This is a genomic window from Neisseria sp. HMSC064E01 (genome assembly GCF_001808875.1).
Classification (GTDB): domain Bacteria; phylum Pseudomonadota; class Gammaproteobacteria; order Burkholderiales; family Neisseriaceae; genus Neisseria; species Neisseria sicca_A.
The window spans coordinates 1-16,374 of record NZ_KV794930.1; the positions used below are offsets into that span (position 1 = coordinate 1).

Genomic DNA, 16,374 nt, shown 5'->3' on the forward strand with positions numbered 1-16,374 from the left:
TTGTCTATTGTCGGCACTACATGGGTCATCACGTCGTTTGTCGCCGCTTCGTGTGTGAAATGGCAAACACGGCCGACTTGATAACCCATTGCTATTAACCGCCTTTGCGTACTGCTTTAATAATCAGACCAACAACGACCATTGCAGCAGCGACACCGATAACAACCGCGCCAATAGACGAAACGCCTTCTTTCGCGCCTGACAGTTCAGCTTTAGCGGCTGTAATCAACGCGCTGTCTTCTGCCATTGCAGGCAAAGACATAATGGCAACGGAAGCACCAGCGACGGCGTATTGCAGTTTTTGTTTCAGGTTCATTTTGTTTTCCTTTACGAAATGTTGATAAAAAAAATGGTTTTGCGGGCTTTGTGAAGGTTTCAGAGACCGCCCGCCGAGCCTCTTAAACTTAATCTTCTTTTGTATAAAAACTGAAAATTAAAAATTCACCGCCGATTTCTTCAATCGCCGAACTGAAAGCGTCTTCATAACTTTCATATTGACCGGCAGATTTAATGTTGGCCGTAAAGCCAATATCGCCGAATGGATCGGGATAGATGAATTCATGGTTTTCAAGTTCTTGAACAATAAATTTTTGCTTATACTTACTCATGATTCAGCCTTTCTTAGGCTTTAGGTGCAACCTTTAATTGGAAATCCAACAATTTCGGTACTAAGCCTTTGCCTGTTGATTCCATGGCGACGGTTACATCAACCGCACAGGGGAATTTAAGGTTTTTCAATTTTTCAAAATTATGGCTGTCGCCAAACTTCATGCTTGCCGCGGTAAAACCCACGGCATTGCCGTTGGACGGCATGGGACTGGCTACCAAGACTGTGCATGAATCGATTTTGTTACCGTCGATTTCGCCTCTGAATTGTTTTGCGCCCAACAAAGTGGCCGAATATGTGGTTACTTGGCTTGTTTCAAACATTTTTCAATTTCCTTCAGTTGTTTAAAAAATCGGATATTTGACGTTCCTCGTACTCAATATCCTTAATGTGTTGCCTTTCCCTGTCTTGTGGGAATGCTGTTTCTTTCTCTTCATTCAAATCATCAAACAGTGTTTCAATGTTCAATGCGTTAATGGCTTTCTGTTCTTCGTGTATATACTGGAATTTCTGCGTTTGGTTTCTGCAATCGTACTGTTCAGGCTGTAATCCTTTCGGATAGCCTTCAACGCCTTTCAGAAGCTCATCAACTATCCTGCTATCGTCCCACCCTATATCGCGGAGGAAGTTGACCATCTTGCCGACCTGATTCCTTGCATGGAAAAGCTTATGGTCGAATGTCAAATTAACGGTTTCTACTTTTGCTTCCATCCGCTTTGCTTCGGTCTTGAAAATCGCCTTGCAAATCGGATATGCACCGCCGAGATACGAACCGGGATAAAGCAGCATATCCAAGGGTATTTCTATATCCCCCGCCCTGAATTCGGTTTCAAACCTGACCCAAGTGCTGTCAACATCTCCGAACTGTCTGCCTTTCTCGTAAACACGGGTAAACTTTGAGTTTCCGCGCTTGCCGATGTAAAAGGTTTTTCCGCTGCCGTCTTCATTTCGCCATGCCGTGCCTCGACATTCGCTTTTTGGCCGCATGTTGTGTACGTCGTAATGACCGTTATCGTGGTCTAGCATTGCCTGATCGGGTGTGTACTGGCCGTTAAAAAAATCATGGGCGACATCGACACGGGTTATTTTGGGTCGGACGCATTTACTTAAGAATTCATACAATCGGTTTTCCCAACCGGGTAATGCCGCCATGCAACCCGTACCGTTTAATTCAACCAACATCGTTTCTCGCTGACCGCCATAGTGAACCTTTCCGTATTCGACGTTATCAGGCCCAAGTTGGTAACAGCTTTTATAGAAAAACTTTCCTTTAAACGGCAGTTTTTGAGTAATGCCAAATCCCAATATCCCTTCCAGCAGCTCACTATACTGAACGACAAATTCCGTATCTGAAACCAATCCTTTTCCTGTTACTTTCGGCAAAGAATCTTCATGAATGGTGAAAGTGATTTGGTCTATGAACGCTCCGTCATCCCTTCCACGCCTTAACGGTATTTCTATAAATCTGCCTTTGCCGTCCGATACAAAATGGCTGAAATATTCGAATTGGAATTCTTGGTTTTCTGTTTTTTCCGCACCCTTCGGATTTGGGGTTTTGTTTTGCTCCCCCCCTATTAGCCTAGGGGGGCAGCCTTCGGCGGTTGCCGCAGCCCCGCCGTCCGCTGACGCGTCCGCCATGTCCGCGGCCACCGCCACGGCCTTATCTTCCAAGGCTTTCACGGTTGCATTCCTTGTCCATCAATTCTTTAACAAACAATCTGCCGTATTCATACGCTTCGTTTTCGGTTTTTTGTTTCAAAGTCGGATTGCGGATAAGGAAACAAAGTGTTTTGATGCATTGGGATTCGTTGTCTTTATCCCTGAACACTTTCAAGATGTATGCTTTTGGGAAAGATACAGGTTCGGGATTGACGGTGTAGAAAATAAACATGATTAAGCCCCTTCACTGGCTAGAGTTAAGGGGCTTTACAAGAATTAAAAATATGCGCCCCTGATGGAGCGCAATATATAAGGTCGTCTGAAAACCAAAATGGGATTTCAGACGACCTTTTCGCTTGGTTGCGAGCAGGATGATATAGTGGATTAAATTTAAATCAGGACAAGGCGACGAAGCCGCAGATAGTACAGATAGAGACCTTTGCAAAATTCCCCAAAATCCAGATAGTACGGCAAGGCGAGGCAGCGCCGTACTGGTTTAAAGTTAATCCACTATAGATAGCGACAGGATCAACCGTTCCAATAATACCGGACAATGTGGAAGAACACGGGCGCGGCGAAGCAGATGGAATCCACGCGGTCGAGCATACCGCCGTGGCCGCGTATCATGTTGCCCCAGTCTTTGACGCCGTAGTCGCGTTTGATGGCGGACATCACCAGCCCGCCGAAGAAACCCATCAGGCAGATGACAAAACCGATAGCGGCGGCTTGTCCGTGGCTAAATGGCGTCATGGGCGACAGCAGCGCGGCGAGTACGGTAGCGGACAAAATGCCGCCGACCGTGCCGGATATGGTTTTAGACGGAGAAAGCGACGGCATGATTTTGGCACCGCCGACCAGTTTGCCCCAAACGTATTGCAACACGTCCGAAGCCTGCACCACGAAAATCAGGAACATCAGCAGCAGGATATTGCCGCTGCTGTCGAAACCGTCCAAATTCAAGAACATCAGAGCAGGAACGTGTGAAAGGCAGAAGATGCAGATCATAGACATCCATTGCGTTTTGGCGGCGCGTTCGAGGAAATGGGCGGTTTGACCGCTCAGGCTGGCGATAATCGGCAACACCAGAAACCCGTACACGGGAATGAAAATGCTGAACATGCCGTACCAACCGTCATAGACGAAATAATATTGCACCGGTAGTAGCAGGTAGAAACACACCACCATGCTGTAATAATCGCTGCGGCGGCGATAGACGAGGGTCATAAATTCGCGCAAAGCGGCAAACGAAATCAGGAAAAACAGCGCCACCGTCCCCGTTTTGCCGAACCAAAATGCGACCAACAGCACCAGCGTCATCAGCCACCAAGCGTAGATGCGGGCGTTGAGGTTGGAGATGGTGGCATTGTCTGCGCCGTTTTTGCGTTTCAGCCATTGCCCGATGACGCTGGCAAAAATCAATATGGCAAATACGCTGGTAAAGATATAGCCTGCTTGCGGGGTCAGATGTGCGGTGGTTTGTTCGGTAATGATTTGGCCGGACGTGTTAACAAAGCTCACGATGCAGCTCCTTTGTTTTGTTTAGACTCGTTGCACTCGTGTTCAGACGACCTCAACGCCAGCAAGGCTTCGCGGGTGCGTGTCAGGAAAGTGTCTTTGTCTTCATCTTCGCGCAGGGTCAGCGGTTCGCCGATGTGGACTTCACACAACAGCGGCACGGGCAGCACTTTGCCTTTGGGCAGGACGCGGTTGATGTTGTCTATCCATATCGGCACAAACTCGGTGTCAGGCTTACTTTTCGCCAGATGGTAAATGCCTGATTTGAAAGGGAGCAGGATTTCGTTTTCGTCCGTATTGCGTGTGCCTTCGGGGAAGATAATCAGCGAATCGCCCGCTTGGAGCGCGTGGTTCATCTGTTCGGTAATCGACTGCGGATTGTCGCTGTGGCGCGGAATCAAGAGCGCGTTGAAGACGTTTTGGATGATGAAGCGTTTGAGTTTGTTGGTCAGCCAGTAATCCGAACCGGCAACGGGACGCGTCGAAAGCCGCCAGCGGCGCGGCAGGGAAATCCACACCAGCAAAAAATCACCGTGGCTGCCGTGATTGGCGTAATACACTTTCTGCTGCGGATTGAACGCCAGCTCGCGCGGGCTTTTGGGGCGGACGCCGGTGAGGAAGGATACCGACAGGCACAATGCTTGGTCGGTCAGCCATGCAAGTTGTTTTTTAATAAAATTTTTCATGACATCAGAGGATTTGGATAAGGAAAACTGCCGATTGTGCAGCCGTCAGGTAAAGGCTTTTGCGCCACAAGGCAAGTGCGCCCGCCACACGCTGCGGCATGGAGGGGTCGTCTGAAACGCGGCGCAAGCCGGTTTGCCTCAAAGTTTGGTCAAAGGTTTCGGGTGTATAGCGGCCGTCGGCAAAATCTTGGAACACGCGACGGTCGAATTCGATGCGGATGTGGTAGTACAACAGCGCCGCCGCCAAGACAAGCTGCACCGCCGACCACGCGCCGCCGCGTTGCGCGGACAAAGCGAATAGCAAGACGTTGAACACGGCGGTATAGCGGGCGGTGACAAGCAGGCGGGAGGTAATCAGGCTGTCGGTTGCTGGTGTTGTATTCATGGGTTTCCCTTTTGAACTGTTCAGAAATTTTTCAGACGGCCTGCCGCCGCTTCTACTGCTTTTGCCGTTTCCGGCGGCAGCACCATCTGCGGGCGGGTCTGTTTCAGTTCCGCCGTTGCCTGTGCCAAATCCCGACAGCCGCCGTAAACCAGCAGCCAAGTCAGCACCACTGCCGCACTGCGTCCGTAGCCCAGCGCACAACAGGTCAGGACCTTACCGTGTTGCCGACGCAATGCTTCCAGCAGCAAAGCCGCCTGCACCAAATCGTTTTCAGACGGCGCAACCATGTCAAGCAGCGGCAAAGTGCGGTATGCGCCGCGATAACGAGGGTGAGGATATTCGGCGCATACGTCCAATACGGCGGGGAGGTCGTCTGAAATCCCTGATACGCTGCCAATCCACACACCATCGCGCACCTGCGCCGTCTTCGCCTTGCCGCGCAGCCAGTACGCCATATTCAACCGCACGCCAGCCAGATAAGGCAGCAGCAAAATCGTTGCCGCCGCCGACAAGCTGCCGTCAGCCTGTTTTTGGAACACCGCCGCGTTGCCGGTCAGATAGGCAAAAGCGACTACCGATAACGACACGCTGACCCACAACATCCACAACCACACGCCGCCTAAAAAGGATGGCAGTGCCGACAATACCGCACCTGCCAGATACAGCATGGTGATTTTGATTTCGCGGGAACGTGTTGCGGGGGAAGTTTTCGCTTCACAGAAACTCGCTTCATCCGTTTTGGCGAAATTCGCTTCGCTCGTTTTCAGACGACCTGTTTGGCTGTCCGGCTGTGCTACGGACAAGCTTCGTCTCTTGAAAGGCGATGCGCCGTGTTGCGGTACTGCCCACAACACCAGCCAGCCCAGCAGCGCGCCGGTCGGCACGTCGATAAAATGGTGTTGGTAAGTTGTCAGCACCGACAAAGCAATCAGGCTTTGCCACAGCAAAATCGGCAAACGGATTTTGGGAAACCGCGTCCAATAAAACGAACCGACAATGATAGACAGCGTGATATGCAGTGACGGAGATTGGTTGTACGGCAAATCAAATGCGACCAATGAATCAAACATCACGCCCCACAGCCCGTCGGTAGGCGGCTTCGGCCAGCCGAAATGCAGCGGAAACAACATAAAGCAAGTAGTGGCAATGATTTGCGCCGATACCAACCTTGCAACGTAGCGGTTTTGTTCACGCGAATTTCGGCAAAGGAAAAACGCCGCAGCGTACATCAGGTTCAGCGACCAATAAGGCAAAATCGTCCATTCCCAAAACGGAATGCCGCGCTCCCACGCAAAAGCGATTTCCGGCACATAAGCCAGCGATGCCGCGTAATAGTTGGACAAAGTGTAGCTGGCATAAAAAAGTATGCCGACCAAAGCGAGTTTGAGTAGAGAAGTTTTCAGCGTAGGTTTCATGTTTTATCTAGTGCATTCCACTTCATCGCCATAATAGTCGGAACTCAAGCAGGATAAAGCGTGTTCTTTTGGATGGTAGCGGAATTCCTGCCACGGACCATCAGACGAAACGGTGCGCCAGTGATGCCGCGAAGATTGGTATTGCTTCAACGTCCCGTTCGCGCCTTTGACACAAAAATTCTGCGCCCTACCCGCTGCCAACATACCGCGTCGTTTATCGGTTGGTGTTGTAAATAAGGGAATAAGCTTAGACATATCGGCATTTCGGGCAAACTTCATTTTGACATGGCCGTATCCTTCATTAGATTCAATAACTAAGGCTGACAACGGCTGTCCAAAAGCAACAGAATTTTTCAATTCGATGGTCAATACTTCACCATCTGACGCTGTCTGCCTGCTATGGCTGCGGGCGACGGAGGCGCGGTATTTAGCAGGCAGTCTGCCGATATCGGACTTCCCATAAGGCAAGGCTTCAGAATCAACAGAGCAGCCTTTCTTCATAGATTCCAGCAACGGAGTCCAGTCAGCCGCATCGGCATAACAGACGGATGAAAATGCGGAAATAATTAGTAATATTAGTGACTTTTTCATTATAAAACTTCACCTTATTAAAATTTGTACAAGCGTAATAACTTTTCCCGAAAATTTCTTTGTATAGCTTTGCATATCGACATGTTGCATGTTTTTTCGGAACGGATAAAATATGTTCAGCTTTCACAGTAAAGCAAGGATGGCGCCGGATCGTCCACGCCACACATCACTCTTTTTTACTTTATGGAGTAATACCAGATGAAATTCTTATCTGCCGCTATCGTAGCTGTTCTGACCGCCGGTGTTTCCATGACTGCCGCTGCTGCTCCTGCAGGCTACGTTACTTACAAATGCGACAACGGTAAAAAACTGAATGTCGTTTATGAATTTGACCGTCGCGGCAATGCAGTAGGCGCTTCTGCAAATGCAGCCGGCAAACAAATCAGCCTGCGCACCGACAAACGTCGCTCTGACAGCACTGGCACTACCTTCACCAACAAACGCGGCTTCTCTATGTCTGCCGGTTACATCGACCGCAACACCCACACCACTTCTGAAGTGGTAGGCGTTAGCGATGCACAAAACCGCTTCATCGTGAAAAACTGCGAACCTGTTAACATCGACCGTTAATTTTAAACGAACGATTTAAGCTTCTTTGAGGTCGTCTGAAAACCGAAACGAGTTTTCAGACGACCTTTCGTTTTGTCTGTTGCCGGTCAAAAATCAAAAATTGTTGCACATCTGCAACCGCCATTTCACACACGCGGCAATCTAAAACTTGTCCCCTACGCGCGAAACGGCGGTCTTTTGTAAACTTCTCTTTTTATTTCTTCACAGCCAGGCTCACGGTGAAAATGCCGTCTTCGTCTATCCACTGATGGATTTTTTCAAAACCTGCTTTCTCAACCAACTGATCCATTTCCTGCTGGCTGCGGCGGCGCATTACCCAGTTGGGGCTGCCCGCTTTGTGGCTGGTCAACGCGCGCGCAATCATTTCGAGCTGTGGATGCCACGGCTGGCCGGTGTAAATCAGGTAGCCGCCTGCTTCAATCGCATCGCCGAAGCCGTAGAGTGAGTTCAAAATCAAATCGTTGTCGGCAAACAATTCATGCAGACCGGAAACGATGCCGAGCGTGGGACGCGGTTGCAAATCCTGATAGTTGGCGCGGTCGTAGGCATTGACTTCGTCGAAGGTAACCGTGTCTTGCAGACCGCGTTCGGCAATCAGCTTGCGTCCGGCTTCGACGTTAATCGGGCTGTAATCGCGCAGGCGCACGGAATCGGGCAGCGTGTCGGCAGTCAATGCATCGAGCACATAGCGGCCGTGTCCCGAGGCAATATCGAGAACATGTACGGGTTTGCCCGCTTCACGCAGCTTGGCAGAGGCAGTCTGAATCGCTTTGCCGATATTGGTTTTGCGTTGGCGGATGCCGCGCCAGCCGATGGCGTTGAGATAGTGTTTGTCCACCGCCACACCAAAGGCGTTGCTGCCCTGCGGTTCGTTGCGGTACACATAATCCAGCGTGCTGCCTGAGTCGTAGCCGGTTTCCTTGCCGATTTTCAAACCTTCGCTCCAACGCGCGCCAAGGTCGAGGGAAGTGCGGTAAACTGCCCAAAATGCGCCGCGCGGCGAATAAATAGACAAAGGTGTTGCCAATTCGTCAGCTTCGCGACGGCTTTCGCCGTGCAAGTGGGCTTGGGTCAAATCGACTTGATAGAAAGGCTGATTGAAACGTTCGCGGATAAAGCGGCGCATTTCGACAAAGGCGATTTCGCGGTTTTGCTCACCCAAAGTGTCGTGATAGAAGCCGGGCAGGATATGGCGTTCTTTGATGCGGCTACCCAAGCGGTTGTAGAAATCATGTTGCGGTTTGTGGTGAACCACCCAATCACTGCCCGAAATCAAAAGCTGTACGGGTGTGGTAATTGCCTGTGCATCAGCGACGACACGTTCAGCAGCCTCATACAAACCGAGCAGGATGCGCACGGAAATGGCGCGTGCGATAAGCGGATCGTTGTCGTAGCTGGTTTGGCGCTCTTTGTTGTGGGTCAGGTAGTGGGCTTTGACGTAGCTGTTGACAAAGAAATTGCCGCGCCATTTCTGCATGATTTTCAAGCCGGTGCGGGCAAAAGGAACGTAGAGTTTGACTTTGAATGCGGGCGATGCCAATACGGCACAGCGGATTTTCGGCGCGTAGTCATGTAGCCAAGTAGACACCAATACCGCGCCGACGCTTTGCGCGATCACGCAGATGTTTTCAGGTTTGATGCCATATTCGCTTTGGATATGTCGGATGAAGTCGTCCACATCGGCAACGGAAGTACCGATACTGGGGCTGTCGCCGCGTTCGCCGGGGCTGTGGCCATGACCGCGCGCGTCCCATGCGAAATAGGCAAAATCGTCGAAACCGAGTTCGTCGGCAACAAACATCATCCGGCCGGAATGCTCATGGCCGCGGTGGAACAGCACGATGGCTTTATCGGCCGAACCGTCGGCAGCGGGTCGGTAGCGGTAGAAAAGCGAAGTGCCGTCTTGGGTAGAAAAGTATTTTTGTTGCTCGGACATGAAAAACTCCTGATAGTCATATTTTTGAACGGTATCATGACACACTGAATTTATGCAATCGTTATCTGATAAACGGATAAATGAGATGACAGAAAGAAGCAAAAAAAGGTCGTCTGAACCGTTTCAGACGACCTTTACTACGTTTAACGAAGTGCTAAATGACTGCTAATTTTGCCGTGTTTAAATACACCCATCAAAACCCCAATGACACATTTCGAAAGGAAGTCGAACATGAAAAAATTATTATTGACCGCCATCGTCGCTTTGTCCGCTGCTGTCGCAGGTGCCAACGATTACATCGAACACCAAATTTACAGCGACAAAAATTTTGAACAAAACCGTACCAAAGCGATCAGAATGCTTGAACAACGCGGTTACCGCGTTCACGACATCGACGCCGACGACTATCGTGGCAGACCTGTATTGGACGTAGAAGCCTACAAAGGCGGACGCGAATACGACATCAAATTGTCTTACCCCGAATTGAGAATCATCAAAGAACGTATCGACTACTGATAAACGATGCGTTACAACTGCCGCAAACTGCCCGTTTGGCGGCAGTTTTTGTTGAAGGGGAACTTGGATTGCCGACTTCATCATTACAAACATGATTATCCCAAGAAGTGTAATGTTTTTATCGATAATGTATGACGTTGTGTAAATTCCCCGAATCAGAGGAACTAAAAAACGCTTTTTCCTTTCCATTTAAATTGATTCACTCAAACGGAGGATAAACATGGATTTCCACGATAAAAATAAAAAAGGGCAAGAGTCGCAAAATACGGTTTCTGACTGGGAGAAACCTTTCGAACGACCCGATCCCGATGCGCCGCAGCCTGTTTCCGAAGTTTGGGAAGACTCAGAAGAAGCGTTTGATAAAGCTAAAGAAACCTTAAAAACTAAAGAAGCTGTGAAAACTGAAGAAGTTTTAAAGGTTGAAGAAGCTGCGGAGTCTGAAACGGCAGACCATCAACAAAACAGCAATGCCGAAGAGGCAGTGACGGATAACATCATCCTTGAAGGCATTGAGACGTCGTCTGAAAAGCCCAAAAAGAAAAAGAAAGACAAAAAAGACAAGGCGAAGAAGAAAAAACAAGCCGCCAATGTGCCGCCTTCCGATCTTTTGGGTACGAACAAAGGCGTGGAAACCATGTTCCGCAACGCTGTGCGTTCGGAGATGGAGCTGCTCGCGCTGGCGGCGACCAAGGCGAACATTATGATTTCGCTCAACGGTTTTATCGTGTCTGCGCTGATGATTTCGGGCGCATTTATTTTTTCATCGTCACCCGAATTTCTGATTCCGGCGAGTACGTTTATGATTACCGCCGCCGCGTCCATCGTGTTCGCACTGCTGTCCGCTTCACCCGAACGTATCGGCAAAATGCAGGCGGCGCGCGCTTGGGTTAAGGATTTCTTCCGCGGACGCGCCAAACTGCGTGATTTGAGAACCCGCCTCAGCAGCACCCAAACGCGCTTTTTCAGCGGTAGCCAACCCAATATCCTGATTTACGAAGACCGTGTGAAGGTGCAAAAAGACCAATATTGGGAAATGATGCAGGAGATTATGGGCGACCGCAAACAAGTCTATCAAAAGATGAGTGATCATCTTTACTGGCTGGGCCTGCTTGCGGACAAACAGTTTAAATACATCAACTTGTCCTATGCCGTATTCCGTTGGGGGCTTTTGGCTTCACTGGCGGCGTTTATCGGCGTGAAGACGCTGCCTTCGCTACTGACACAGCCCGCCAATAATGCGGCAGAGCTGCGCTCTTTGGGTATTAATATGTTCAACGGCGTGTATGAACCATCCGCCGTGCAACAGCTTCCCGACGGCAAACTGCTGATTGCCGAAGACGAACCGAACCACGCATTCAGCATCGTCAGCATCGATCCGTCAGGCAGATTTATCGAAGACGAGGCCTTGGATACGCGCGTGATTACCGGCTTCAAACGCCGCCTGAGCGACTTGGAAGCATTGGCGCGCGACGATGAAGGCTTTATCTACGCGCTCACTTCGCACTCGCGTACCCGCAAAGGCAACCGTTCGCCTGACCGCGAACACCTGATGCGCTTTAAAATCCAAGACGGCAATGTGTTGGGACTGACCAGCTACGACAATCTGACGCAGGTTTTGGAAACCGACCACAAATTGCACGACCTCATCCGCGAACGCACCAAAGCCGAAGTTTCCTTTGAAGAAATCAATATCGAAGGCATGGCGTTCGACCCTGTGAAGAAACGCCTCGTCTTGGGCTTCCGCGATCCTGAGTTCAACAATATGGCGCTGGTGGCATTCATCAGCAACCCGAAAGACGTGTTCGAGCGCAATGCCAAGCCTGAGTTTGACGAAGTCGCCATCCTCGACATCGACGGCGGCGGTATCCGTTCTATCAACTACGACCCTGTGTTGAAAAACTACGTCATCGCCAACGAAGTGAAGGATGAAAACGGGCAGAAATTCTCGCAACTGTGGACTTGGAGCGGCAACCCGACCGACGAACCGCAAAAAATCTCGCTGCCTAACCTGCAACACATCACCAACGTCGAAGCCGTCGATTCGATTACGGTCAACGGCAAACCGCAGATGATTGTGATGGGTGACGAAGGCAACGCTTCGCAGAAAATTACTGCCAAGTACATGGTGGTGGATTACAGCCAGTTCGGTAAACAGTAGTTTTAAAGCTGATTAAAGGTCGTCTGAAACTGAGGTTCAAGGTTTCAGACGACCTTTTTTTGCCGGCGAATAACCTTCCCCATCCAAACCGATACGGCATTGCCTGGTTTTGATTGGTATCCTTCCGCGAAAGGGCGGATGGAAAGCCTGCCGATTATGATTCAGCTACAAAAGAAAGGTCGTCTGAAACCAAATCTCATGGTTTCAGACGACCTTTTCACTATTGTTCAACCGCTGTCAGCTTGCTTTCAAACGCTTGTCCGGTCGTGTAAACATAAACACCGCCAGCGAAGTCAGCGCGCCCAGCGTATCGGCGAGCATGTCTTTTTGCGCATCCCAAATATCGCCTTGCGAACCGAGTACTTCCAGCCCTGCTTCGCCGCCGTCAATCACCGCATACTGCCATTCGATGATTTCGTAAGCCGCCGCCACGCTCATGATGAAGAACAAGGAGAAAAACAAGGCGAGCGCAGGACGGCAGAGTTTGCGGCGCAACAGCCATTCCGCCATCGGATAGGCGTAGAAGCCGATGATGTAGTGTCCGACGCGGTCGAAATGGTTACGGTTTTCGCCTAAGAACGGCGCAAGTAGGCGGTTTGCCCAATCGAAGGGCACATCGGCGAAGGTGTAGTGCGAGCCGATGGTGTGCATAATCAGCCAAAAGCTCATGAAAACATAAGCCAAATTGCTGAAACGGAAGAGGCGGTAAGTGGCAACGAGTGCGATAAACACGATGGAAACGGGAAGGATTTCAGCGTACCAAACGGCACGGTCGGACGGATTAATGCCCGACCAGACGATGAGTGCGGAAATGAAAAGCGCGAGCAGCAAAGGGATGGTGTGCGAAGTTTTTTGCATGATATTTTCTTTTTATTAAGTGAGTAGAAGATGGGAAAACGGGTTTCAGACGACCTTTAAGCCGTTGACGACGCGCTTATAGCAGGTGTAAACCAATGCCGCGCAAGCCAGCCACATGAGGACGTAGAAAACCGTATGGAAGCTGCCTGCCACCGCATACCACACCGCCAGTACGCCGATAAAGAACGCGCGGTCGCTTTTGCCGAACGGCCCGTCATAACGCCGACCGTTGCCGTGTACCTGACCCAACACGCCGCAAAATTCGGTCATTGCCGCCAGCCAGACAAACAGTCCGATTTGTGCGCCGTCAAACGGGGCAATAAAGGCGAAAGGCAGATACAGCGCGGCATCGGCAGCGACATCGGTGATTTCGTTCAGATAGCCGCCCAATGCCGACTGCTGACCGAACTCGCGCGCCAGCATTCCGTCCACGGCGTTCAACGCCATGCGGACAAACAGCCACACGGGCAATAGCCAAAACAAAGCAGGAATCTGCGCGCCGAACGACAACAAAATGCCGACCGCGACCGACACTGCGCAAGCCGCCAGCGTAACCTGATTGGCGGTGACACCGCGGTTATAAAGCCGGCGCACCAGCGGGCGCAGCAGGTTTTGGAATTTGGGTTTAAGGGCGTAGATGCTCATCATTATGCCGTATGAAAAAAAACGAAGTGCCGCGATTATAGACGAAATCCGTTATAATCCGTCAACTTTCCAACCACGCGGTTCGCAAACCTCCCGCGTTACCAAAACTAGGATTCACCATGCAAAACCAACAAGCCTTGGTCATCTTCTCCGGCGGCCAGGACTCCACCACCTGCCTGATTCAGGCGATTCAAACCTACGGGCGCGAAAACGTTCAAGCCATCACCTTCCAATACGGACAACGCCACGCCGTCGAGCTGGAACGCGCCCGCTGGATCGCGCAGGATTTGGGCGTCAAACAAACCGTACTCGACTTGAGCCTGATACAGCAGATTACGCACAACGCCCTGATGGACGACACCGCCGCCATCGAAACCGCTTCAGACGGCCTGCCCAATACCTTCGTGGACGGACGCAACGCCCTGTTTTTGCTCTACGCCGCCATCTACGCCAAAGGACAAGGCATCAGACACATCATCGCTGGCGTGTGCGAAACCGACTTTTCCGGCTATCCCGACTGCCGCGACGTGTTCGTCAAATCCATGAACGTCACCCTCAATCTGGCGATGGACTACGCCTTCCAAATCCACACCCCGCTGATGTACCTGACCAAAGCGCAAACTTGGGCGCTGGCGGACGAAATGGGCGCGCTGGACTACATCCGCGAGCAGACCCACACCTGCTACAACGGCATCGTCGGCGGCTGCCACGAATGCCCGAGCTGCGTGTTGCGCGAGCGCGGGCTGGCGGAATATTTGGAAAGCAAGGTAAAATAAAAAGCCACAGCGGCGCGCAAAACCGCTATGGCTTCCGATACAACCCAAGGTCGTCTGAAAACAGGATTCCGATAAGATGGAATGTTTTCAGACGACCTTTTCTGCTGCCAGCAACATTTCCACATTCCGCTCGGTCGCTTCCGCTATCTCTTCGACGGCAACGCCGCGAATTTCAGCGGCGATGGCGGCGATTTGGCGGATGTTGGCGGGCGTGTTGATTTCGTTTTTCAGCATAAACGGGCTGTCGGTTTCCAAGACGAAATCGTTGTCATTCAAGGTTTTGAGGGTTTCGCGTATTTTTCGTGCGTTCGGGTTCAGCAACAGCGAACCGATGCCGATTTTGAAACCCAGTTTCGTCAACACGCGCGCTTCTTCCGCGCTGCCTGAAAAGGCGTGAACGATGCCGCCGTAGGTAAAACCTGTCTGTTTGACGGAGGCGGCGATGGCGGCGGTGGCTTTGAGATTATGGATAATCACGCGGCGGCGCAGGGTTTGCGCGATGGCAAGCTGGCGGCTGAAAACTTGGATTTGCCGTTCGCGCTGAGGCGGTGTTTGATTTTTGTCGTAAAAATCCAAGCCGATTTCGCCGACCCATGCCGTCGGACGCGCTTTCAATGCTTGTTCCAAACGCTGGAAATCCGGTTCGGAAACGTCGTCTGAAAACCAAGGATGGATGCCGAGTGCGATATGGATATTGCCTAAAAGCGGATTTTCAGACAACCTTTGCGCCAAATCCGCCACGTCCTGCCAATCCTGCGGTCGGGTCGCGGGAACGATAAACCGCCCTACCCCTGCCTCCCGCGCGGCGGTCAAAACGTGTGGCAGGTTTTCGCGCAAGGGGGGATCGGCGAGGTGGCAATGGGTGTCGGTCAGGTTCATTTCGATTTCACAATAATTGCAGTCTTACCAACTCTTTTTCTACATCTTCCGCGCCCCAGCCTTGCGATACGGCGAGGGTCATGAGCGCGGTGGCGGTTTCGAGGTTGCATTTGCCGCCGTTGATGATGCCCGAGTTGCGGAACGCGTTGCCTTGCGCGTAAACGGCGGCGGTTCTGCCTTGTTGGACTTGGCTGATGTTGAGCAACAGTTTGCCTTGCTGCGTGAAGTCTCGGACGGCGCGGATGAAGCCTTCGTCTGCGGGTGTATTGCCGTGTCCATAGCTTTGCAGGATAAGGGCTTGGGCGGGAAGCTGTCCGAGTCCGTCCGCAAGTTCTTGGACGGCAAAGCCGGGGATAAGCGTGCGGACGGCGATTTTTGCCTGCGGATCGGGATAACGGATTTTGAGGTCGTCTGAAACATCCGCCGCGTCTTGGGACGGGACGCAGATATTGTGCCAGCCTTCGGTTTCGTCCCATTCGGCGATGGCGCCGAAATGCGGATTGTCGAAGCCTGCGGCGGTTTCGGTACTGACTTTGCTGCTGCCGACGGCGGGATAAAGTTTGCCGTCAAAGGCGATGACGGTTTGTTTGAGCTTGAGGCTGAAGGCAGCGACGGCGGTGGAGAGGTTGCGCGGTGCATCGCTGTTTTCGGCGGCGTAAGGCCATTGGGAACCGGTCAGGACGATCGGTTTGCCCAAGCCTTGCAGGGAGAGCGCGAGGAGGTTGGCGGTGTACGCCATGCTGTCCGTGCCGTGCAGTATCAAGATGCCGTCGCAGGAAGGCAGTTTGGCGGCGATGATGTCCAGCCAGTCGCGCCAGTGTTGCAGGGTGACGGAGGAGGAATCAATCAAAGGTTTGCAGACGTGCCACTCGAAGTCGAGGTCGTCTGAAAAGGGGGAAAGGGCTTGGCTGACCAGCGCAGTATCGGGGCGCAGGCCTTCGCTGCTTTGGGTCATGCCTATGGTGCCGCCTGTGTAGAGGACGAAGATTTTTTGTTTCATGGACATCATCGGGTTGTCTGAAAATAATGATGCGGCTTATTTAACTATATTTCGGACAAGCTGGCAATTTGGCGGCGCGGACGGTTTTCAGACGACCTTGAAATGAAAAAGCACCCAAGGGCTGTCGATATTTAATTTTTTAAGTGGATTTTTATAGTGGATTAAATTTAAACCAGTA

19 protein-coding genes are annotated in these 16,374 nt (G+C 51.3%); 4 read left to right on the top strand and 15 right to left on the bottom strand.

All coding sequences use genetic code 11. From position 1 onward, the window contains the following. Window positions 1-94 precede the first annotated feature (94 nt). From HMPREF2572_RS05525 to HMPREF2572_RS05570, 10 genes are all read right to left on the bottom strand, one after another. Entirely contained in the window at window positions 95-316 is a 222-nt protein-coding gene (locus HMPREF2572_RS05525; RefSeq protein ID WP_049230649.1) for a major capsid protein, read from the bottom strand. A gap of 88 nt (window positions 317-404) precedes the next feature. Beyond that, on the bottom strand, window positions 405-608 hold the full coding sequence (locus HMPREF2572_RS05530; RefSeq protein WP_070496652.1) for a hypothetical protein: 204 nt from the start codon (window positions 606-608) through the stop codon (window positions 405-407). 13 nt (window positions 609-621) lie between these two features. After that, complete coding sequence (locus tag HMPREF2572_RS05535; RefSeq protein WP_070496654.1) at window positions 622-930, bottom strand: hypothetical protein; 309 nt, start codon at window positions 928-930, stop codon at window positions 622-624. Window positions 931-943: 13 nt separating this feature from the next. Next, window positions 944-2,245, bottom strand: a complete 1,302-nt coding sequence (locus HMPREF2572_RS05540) for a replication initiation factor domain-containing protein (protein WP_070496683.1) — start codon at window positions 2,243-2,245, stop codon at window positions 944-946. Window positions 2,246-2,267: 22 nt separating this feature from the next. Continuing rightward, the gene (locus tag HMPREF2572_RS05545) at window positions 2,268-2,498 is read right to left on the bottom strand and encodes a hypothetical protein (RefSeq protein ID WP_070496656.1); all 231 of its coding nucleotides are present in this window, start codon (window positions 2,496-2,498) and stop codon (window positions 2,268-2,270) included. A 296-nt stretch (window positions 2,499-2,794) separates the two neighbouring features. Further along, entirely contained in the window at window positions 2,795-3,784 is a 990-nt protein-coding gene (locus tag HMPREF2572_RS05550) for a phosphatidate cytidylyltransferase (protein ID WP_070496658.1), read from the bottom strand. After that, a complete protein-coding gene (locus tag HMPREF2572_RS05555; protein ID WP_070496659.1) occupies window positions 3,781-4,467 on the bottom strand; it encodes a lysophospholipid acyltransferase family protein in 687 nt (228 codons plus the stop codon). Before HMPREF2572_RS05555 ends, HMPREF2572_RS05550 begins: the two co-directional genes overlap by 4 nt. Window positions 4,468-4,471: 4 nt before the next feature. Beyond that, window positions 4,472-4,852, bottom strand: coding sequence for a hypothetical protein (locus HMPREF2572_RS05560; protein ID WP_070496661.1), 381 nt, complete (start codon window positions 4,850-4,852; stop codon window positions 4,472-4,474). A 20-nt stretch (window positions 4,853-4,872) separates the two neighbouring features. Continuing rightward, window positions 4,873-6,267 carry a phosphatase PAP2/dual specificity phosphatase family protein gene (locus tag HMPREF2572_RS05565; RefSeq protein WP_070496663.1) on the bottom strand — a complete coding sequence of 465 codons (1,395 nt, stop codon included), beginning with the start codon at window positions 6,265-6,267 and terminating at the stop codon, window positions 4,873-4,875. Between the two features lie 3 nt (window positions 6,268-6,270). Then, the gene (locus tag HMPREF2572_RS05570) at window positions 6,271-6,858 is read right to left on the bottom strand and encodes a hypothetical protein (RefSeq protein WP_070496665.1); all 588 of its coding nucleotides are present in this window, start codon (window positions 6,856-6,858) and stop codon (window positions 6,271-6,273) included. Between the two features lie 198 nt (window positions 6,859-7,056). Here HMPREF2572_RS05570 and HMPREF2572_RS05575 point away from each other — a divergent pair, with 198 nt between their 5' ends. Beyond that, window positions 7,057-7,428, top strand: a complete 372-nt coding sequence (locus HMPREF2572_RS05575; protein WP_049230092.1) for an ACP-like domain-containing protein — start codon at window positions 7,057-7,059, stop codon at window positions 7,426-7,428. A gap of 193 nt (window positions 7,429-7,621) precedes the next feature. On the opposite strand, the gene HMPREF2572_RS05580 is transcribed toward HMPREF2572_RS05575, so the two are convergent. Further along, a complete protein-coding gene (locus HMPREF2572_RS05580) occupies window positions 7,622-9,364 on the bottom strand; it encodes a bifunctional alpha/beta hydrolase/class I SAM-dependent methyltransferase (RefSeq protein ID WP_070496667.1) in 1,743 nt (580 codons plus the stop codon). A 231-nt stretch (window positions 9,365-9,595) separates the two neighbouring features. Here HMPREF2572_RS05580 and HMPREF2572_RS05585 point away from each other — a divergent pair, with 231 nt between their 5' ends. Both HMPREF2572_RS05585 and HMPREF2572_RS05590 read left to right on the top strand, forming a co-directional pair. Next, the gene (locus HMPREF2572_RS05585; protein ID WP_003777194.1) at window positions 9,596-9,880 is read left to right on the top strand and encodes a PepSY domain-containing protein; all 285 of its coding nucleotides are present in this window, start codon (window positions 9,596-9,598) and stop codon (window positions 9,878-9,880) included. 220 nt (window positions 9,881-10,100) lie between these two features. Further along, window positions 10,101-12,038: a Pycsar system effector family protein gene (locus HMPREF2572_RS05590; RefSeq protein ID WP_070496669.1), complete on the top strand. Its 1,938-nt coding sequence runs from the start codon at window positions 10,101-10,103 to the stop codon at window positions 12,036-12,038. 237 nt (window positions 12,039-12,275) lie between these two features. On the opposite strand, the gene HMPREF2572_RS05595 is transcribed toward HMPREF2572_RS05590, so the two are convergent. Beyond that, window positions 12,276-12,896 (bottom strand): DUF2238 domain-containing protein, encoded by a 621-nt coding sequence (locus HMPREF2572_RS05595; RefSeq protein WP_070496671.1) that lies wholly within the window; start codon window positions 12,894-12,896, stop codon window positions 12,276-12,278. A gap of 45 nt (window positions 12,897-12,941) precedes the next feature. Further along, window positions 12,942-13,541 (bottom strand): CDP-alcohol phosphatidyltransferase family protein, encoded by a 600-nt coding sequence (locus HMPREF2572_RS05600; RefSeq protein ID WP_070496672.1) that lies wholly within the window; start codon window positions 13,539-13,541, stop codon window positions 12,942-12,944. A 119-nt stretch (window positions 13,542-13,660) separates the two neighbouring features. On the opposite strand from HMPREF2572_RS05600, the gene queC reads away from it, so the two are divergent. Beyond that, window positions 13,661-14,317: a 7-cyano-7-deazaguanine synthase QueC gene (gene queC / locus HMPREF2572_RS05605; protein ID WP_070496674.1), complete on the top strand. Its 657-nt coding sequence runs from the start codon at window positions 13,661-13,663 to the stop codon at window positions 14,315-14,317. Window positions 14,318-14,404: 87 nt separating this feature from the next. Here queC and HMPREF2572_RS05610 read toward each other — a convergent pair whose 3' ends face one another. Beyond that, complete coding sequence (locus HMPREF2572_RS05610) at window positions 14,405-15,196, bottom strand: TatD family hydrolase (protein ID WP_070496676.1); 792 nt, start codon at window positions 15,194-15,196, stop codon at window positions 14,405-14,407. A 7-nt stretch (window positions 15,197-15,203) separates the two neighbouring features. Further along, window positions 15,204-16,196: an asparaginase gene (locus HMPREF2572_RS05615; RefSeq protein WP_070496678.1), complete on the bottom strand. Its 993-nt coding sequence runs from the start codon at window positions 16,194-16,196 to the stop codon at window positions 15,204-15,206. Between the last annotated feature and the right edge of the window lie 178 nt (window positions 16,197-16,374).

Bases quoted from the DNA above. Each gene is read 5' to 3' on its own strand.
- HMPREF2572_RS05525 (WP_049230649.1), bottom strand. From the start codon at position 316: ATGAACCTGAAACAAAAACTGCAATACGCCGTCGCTGGTGCTTCCGTT.
- HMPREF2572_RS05530 (WP_070496652.1), bottom strand. From the start codon at position 608: ATGAGTAAGTATAAGCAAAAATTTATTGTTCAAGAACTTGAAAACCAT.
- HMPREF2572_RS05535 (WP_070496654.1), bottom strand. From the start codon at position 930: ATGTTTGAAACAAGCCAAGTAACCACATATTCGGCCACTTTGTTGGGC.
- HMPREF2572_RS05540 (WP_070496683.1), bottom strand. From the start codon at position 2,245: ATGGCGGACGCGTCAGCGGACGGCGGGGCTGCGGCAACCGCCGAAGGC.
- HMPREF2572_RS05545 (WP_070496656.1), bottom strand. From the start codon at position 2,498: ATGTTTATTTTCTACACCGTCAATCCCGAACCTGTATCTTTCCCAAAA.
- HMPREF2572_RS05555 (WP_070496659.1), bottom strand. From the start codon at position 4,467: ATGAAAAATTTTATTAAAAAACAACTTGCATGGCTGACCGACCAAGCA.
- HMPREF2572_RS05560 (WP_070496661.1), bottom strand. From the start codon at position 4,852: ATGAATACAACACCAGCAACCGACAGCCTGATTACCTCCCGCCTGCTT.
- HMPREF2572_RS05565 (WP_070496663.1), bottom strand. From the start codon at position 6,267: ATGAAACCTACGCTGAAAACTTCTCTACTCAAACTCGCTTTGGTCGGC.
- HMPREF2572_RS05570 (WP_070496665.1), bottom strand. From the start codon at position 6,858: ATGAAAAAGTCACTAATATTACTAATTATTTCCGCATTTTCATCCGTC.
- HMPREF2572_RS05575 (WP_049230092.1), top strand. From the start codon at position 7,057: ATGAAATTCTTATCTGCCGCTATCGTAGCTGTTCTGACCGCCGGTGTT.
- HMPREF2572_RS05580 (WP_070496667.1), bottom strand. From the start codon at position 9,364: ATGTCCGAGCAACAAAAATACTTTTCTACCCAAGACGGCACTTCGCTT.
- HMPREF2572_RS05585 (WP_003777194.1), top strand. From the start codon at position 9,596: ATGAAAAAATTATTATTGACCGCCATCGTCGCTTTGTCCGCTGCTGTC.
- HMPREF2572_RS05590 (WP_070496669.1), top strand. From the start codon at position 10,101: ATGGATTTCCACGATAAAAATAAAAAAGGGCAAGAGTCGCAAAATACG.
- HMPREF2572_RS05595 (WP_070496671.1), bottom strand. From the start codon at position 12,896: ATGCAAAAAACTTCGCACACCATCCCTTTGCTGCTCGCGCTTTTCATT.
- HMPREF2572_RS05600 (WP_070496672.1), bottom strand. From the start codon at position 13,541: ATGAGCATCTACGCCCTTAAACCCAAATTCCAAAACCTGCTGCGCCCG.
- queC (WP_070496674.1), top strand. From the start codon at position 13,661: ATGCAAAACCAACAAGCCTTGGTCATCTTCTCCGGCGGCCAGGACTCC.
- HMPREF2572_RS05610 (WP_070496676.1), bottom strand. From the start codon at position 15,196: ATGAACCTGACCGACACCCATTGCCACCTCGCCGATCCCCCCTTGCGC.
- HMPREF2572_RS05615 (WP_070496678.1), bottom strand. From the start codon at position 16,196: ATGAAACAAAAAATCTTCGTCCTCTACACAGGCGGCACCATAGGCATG.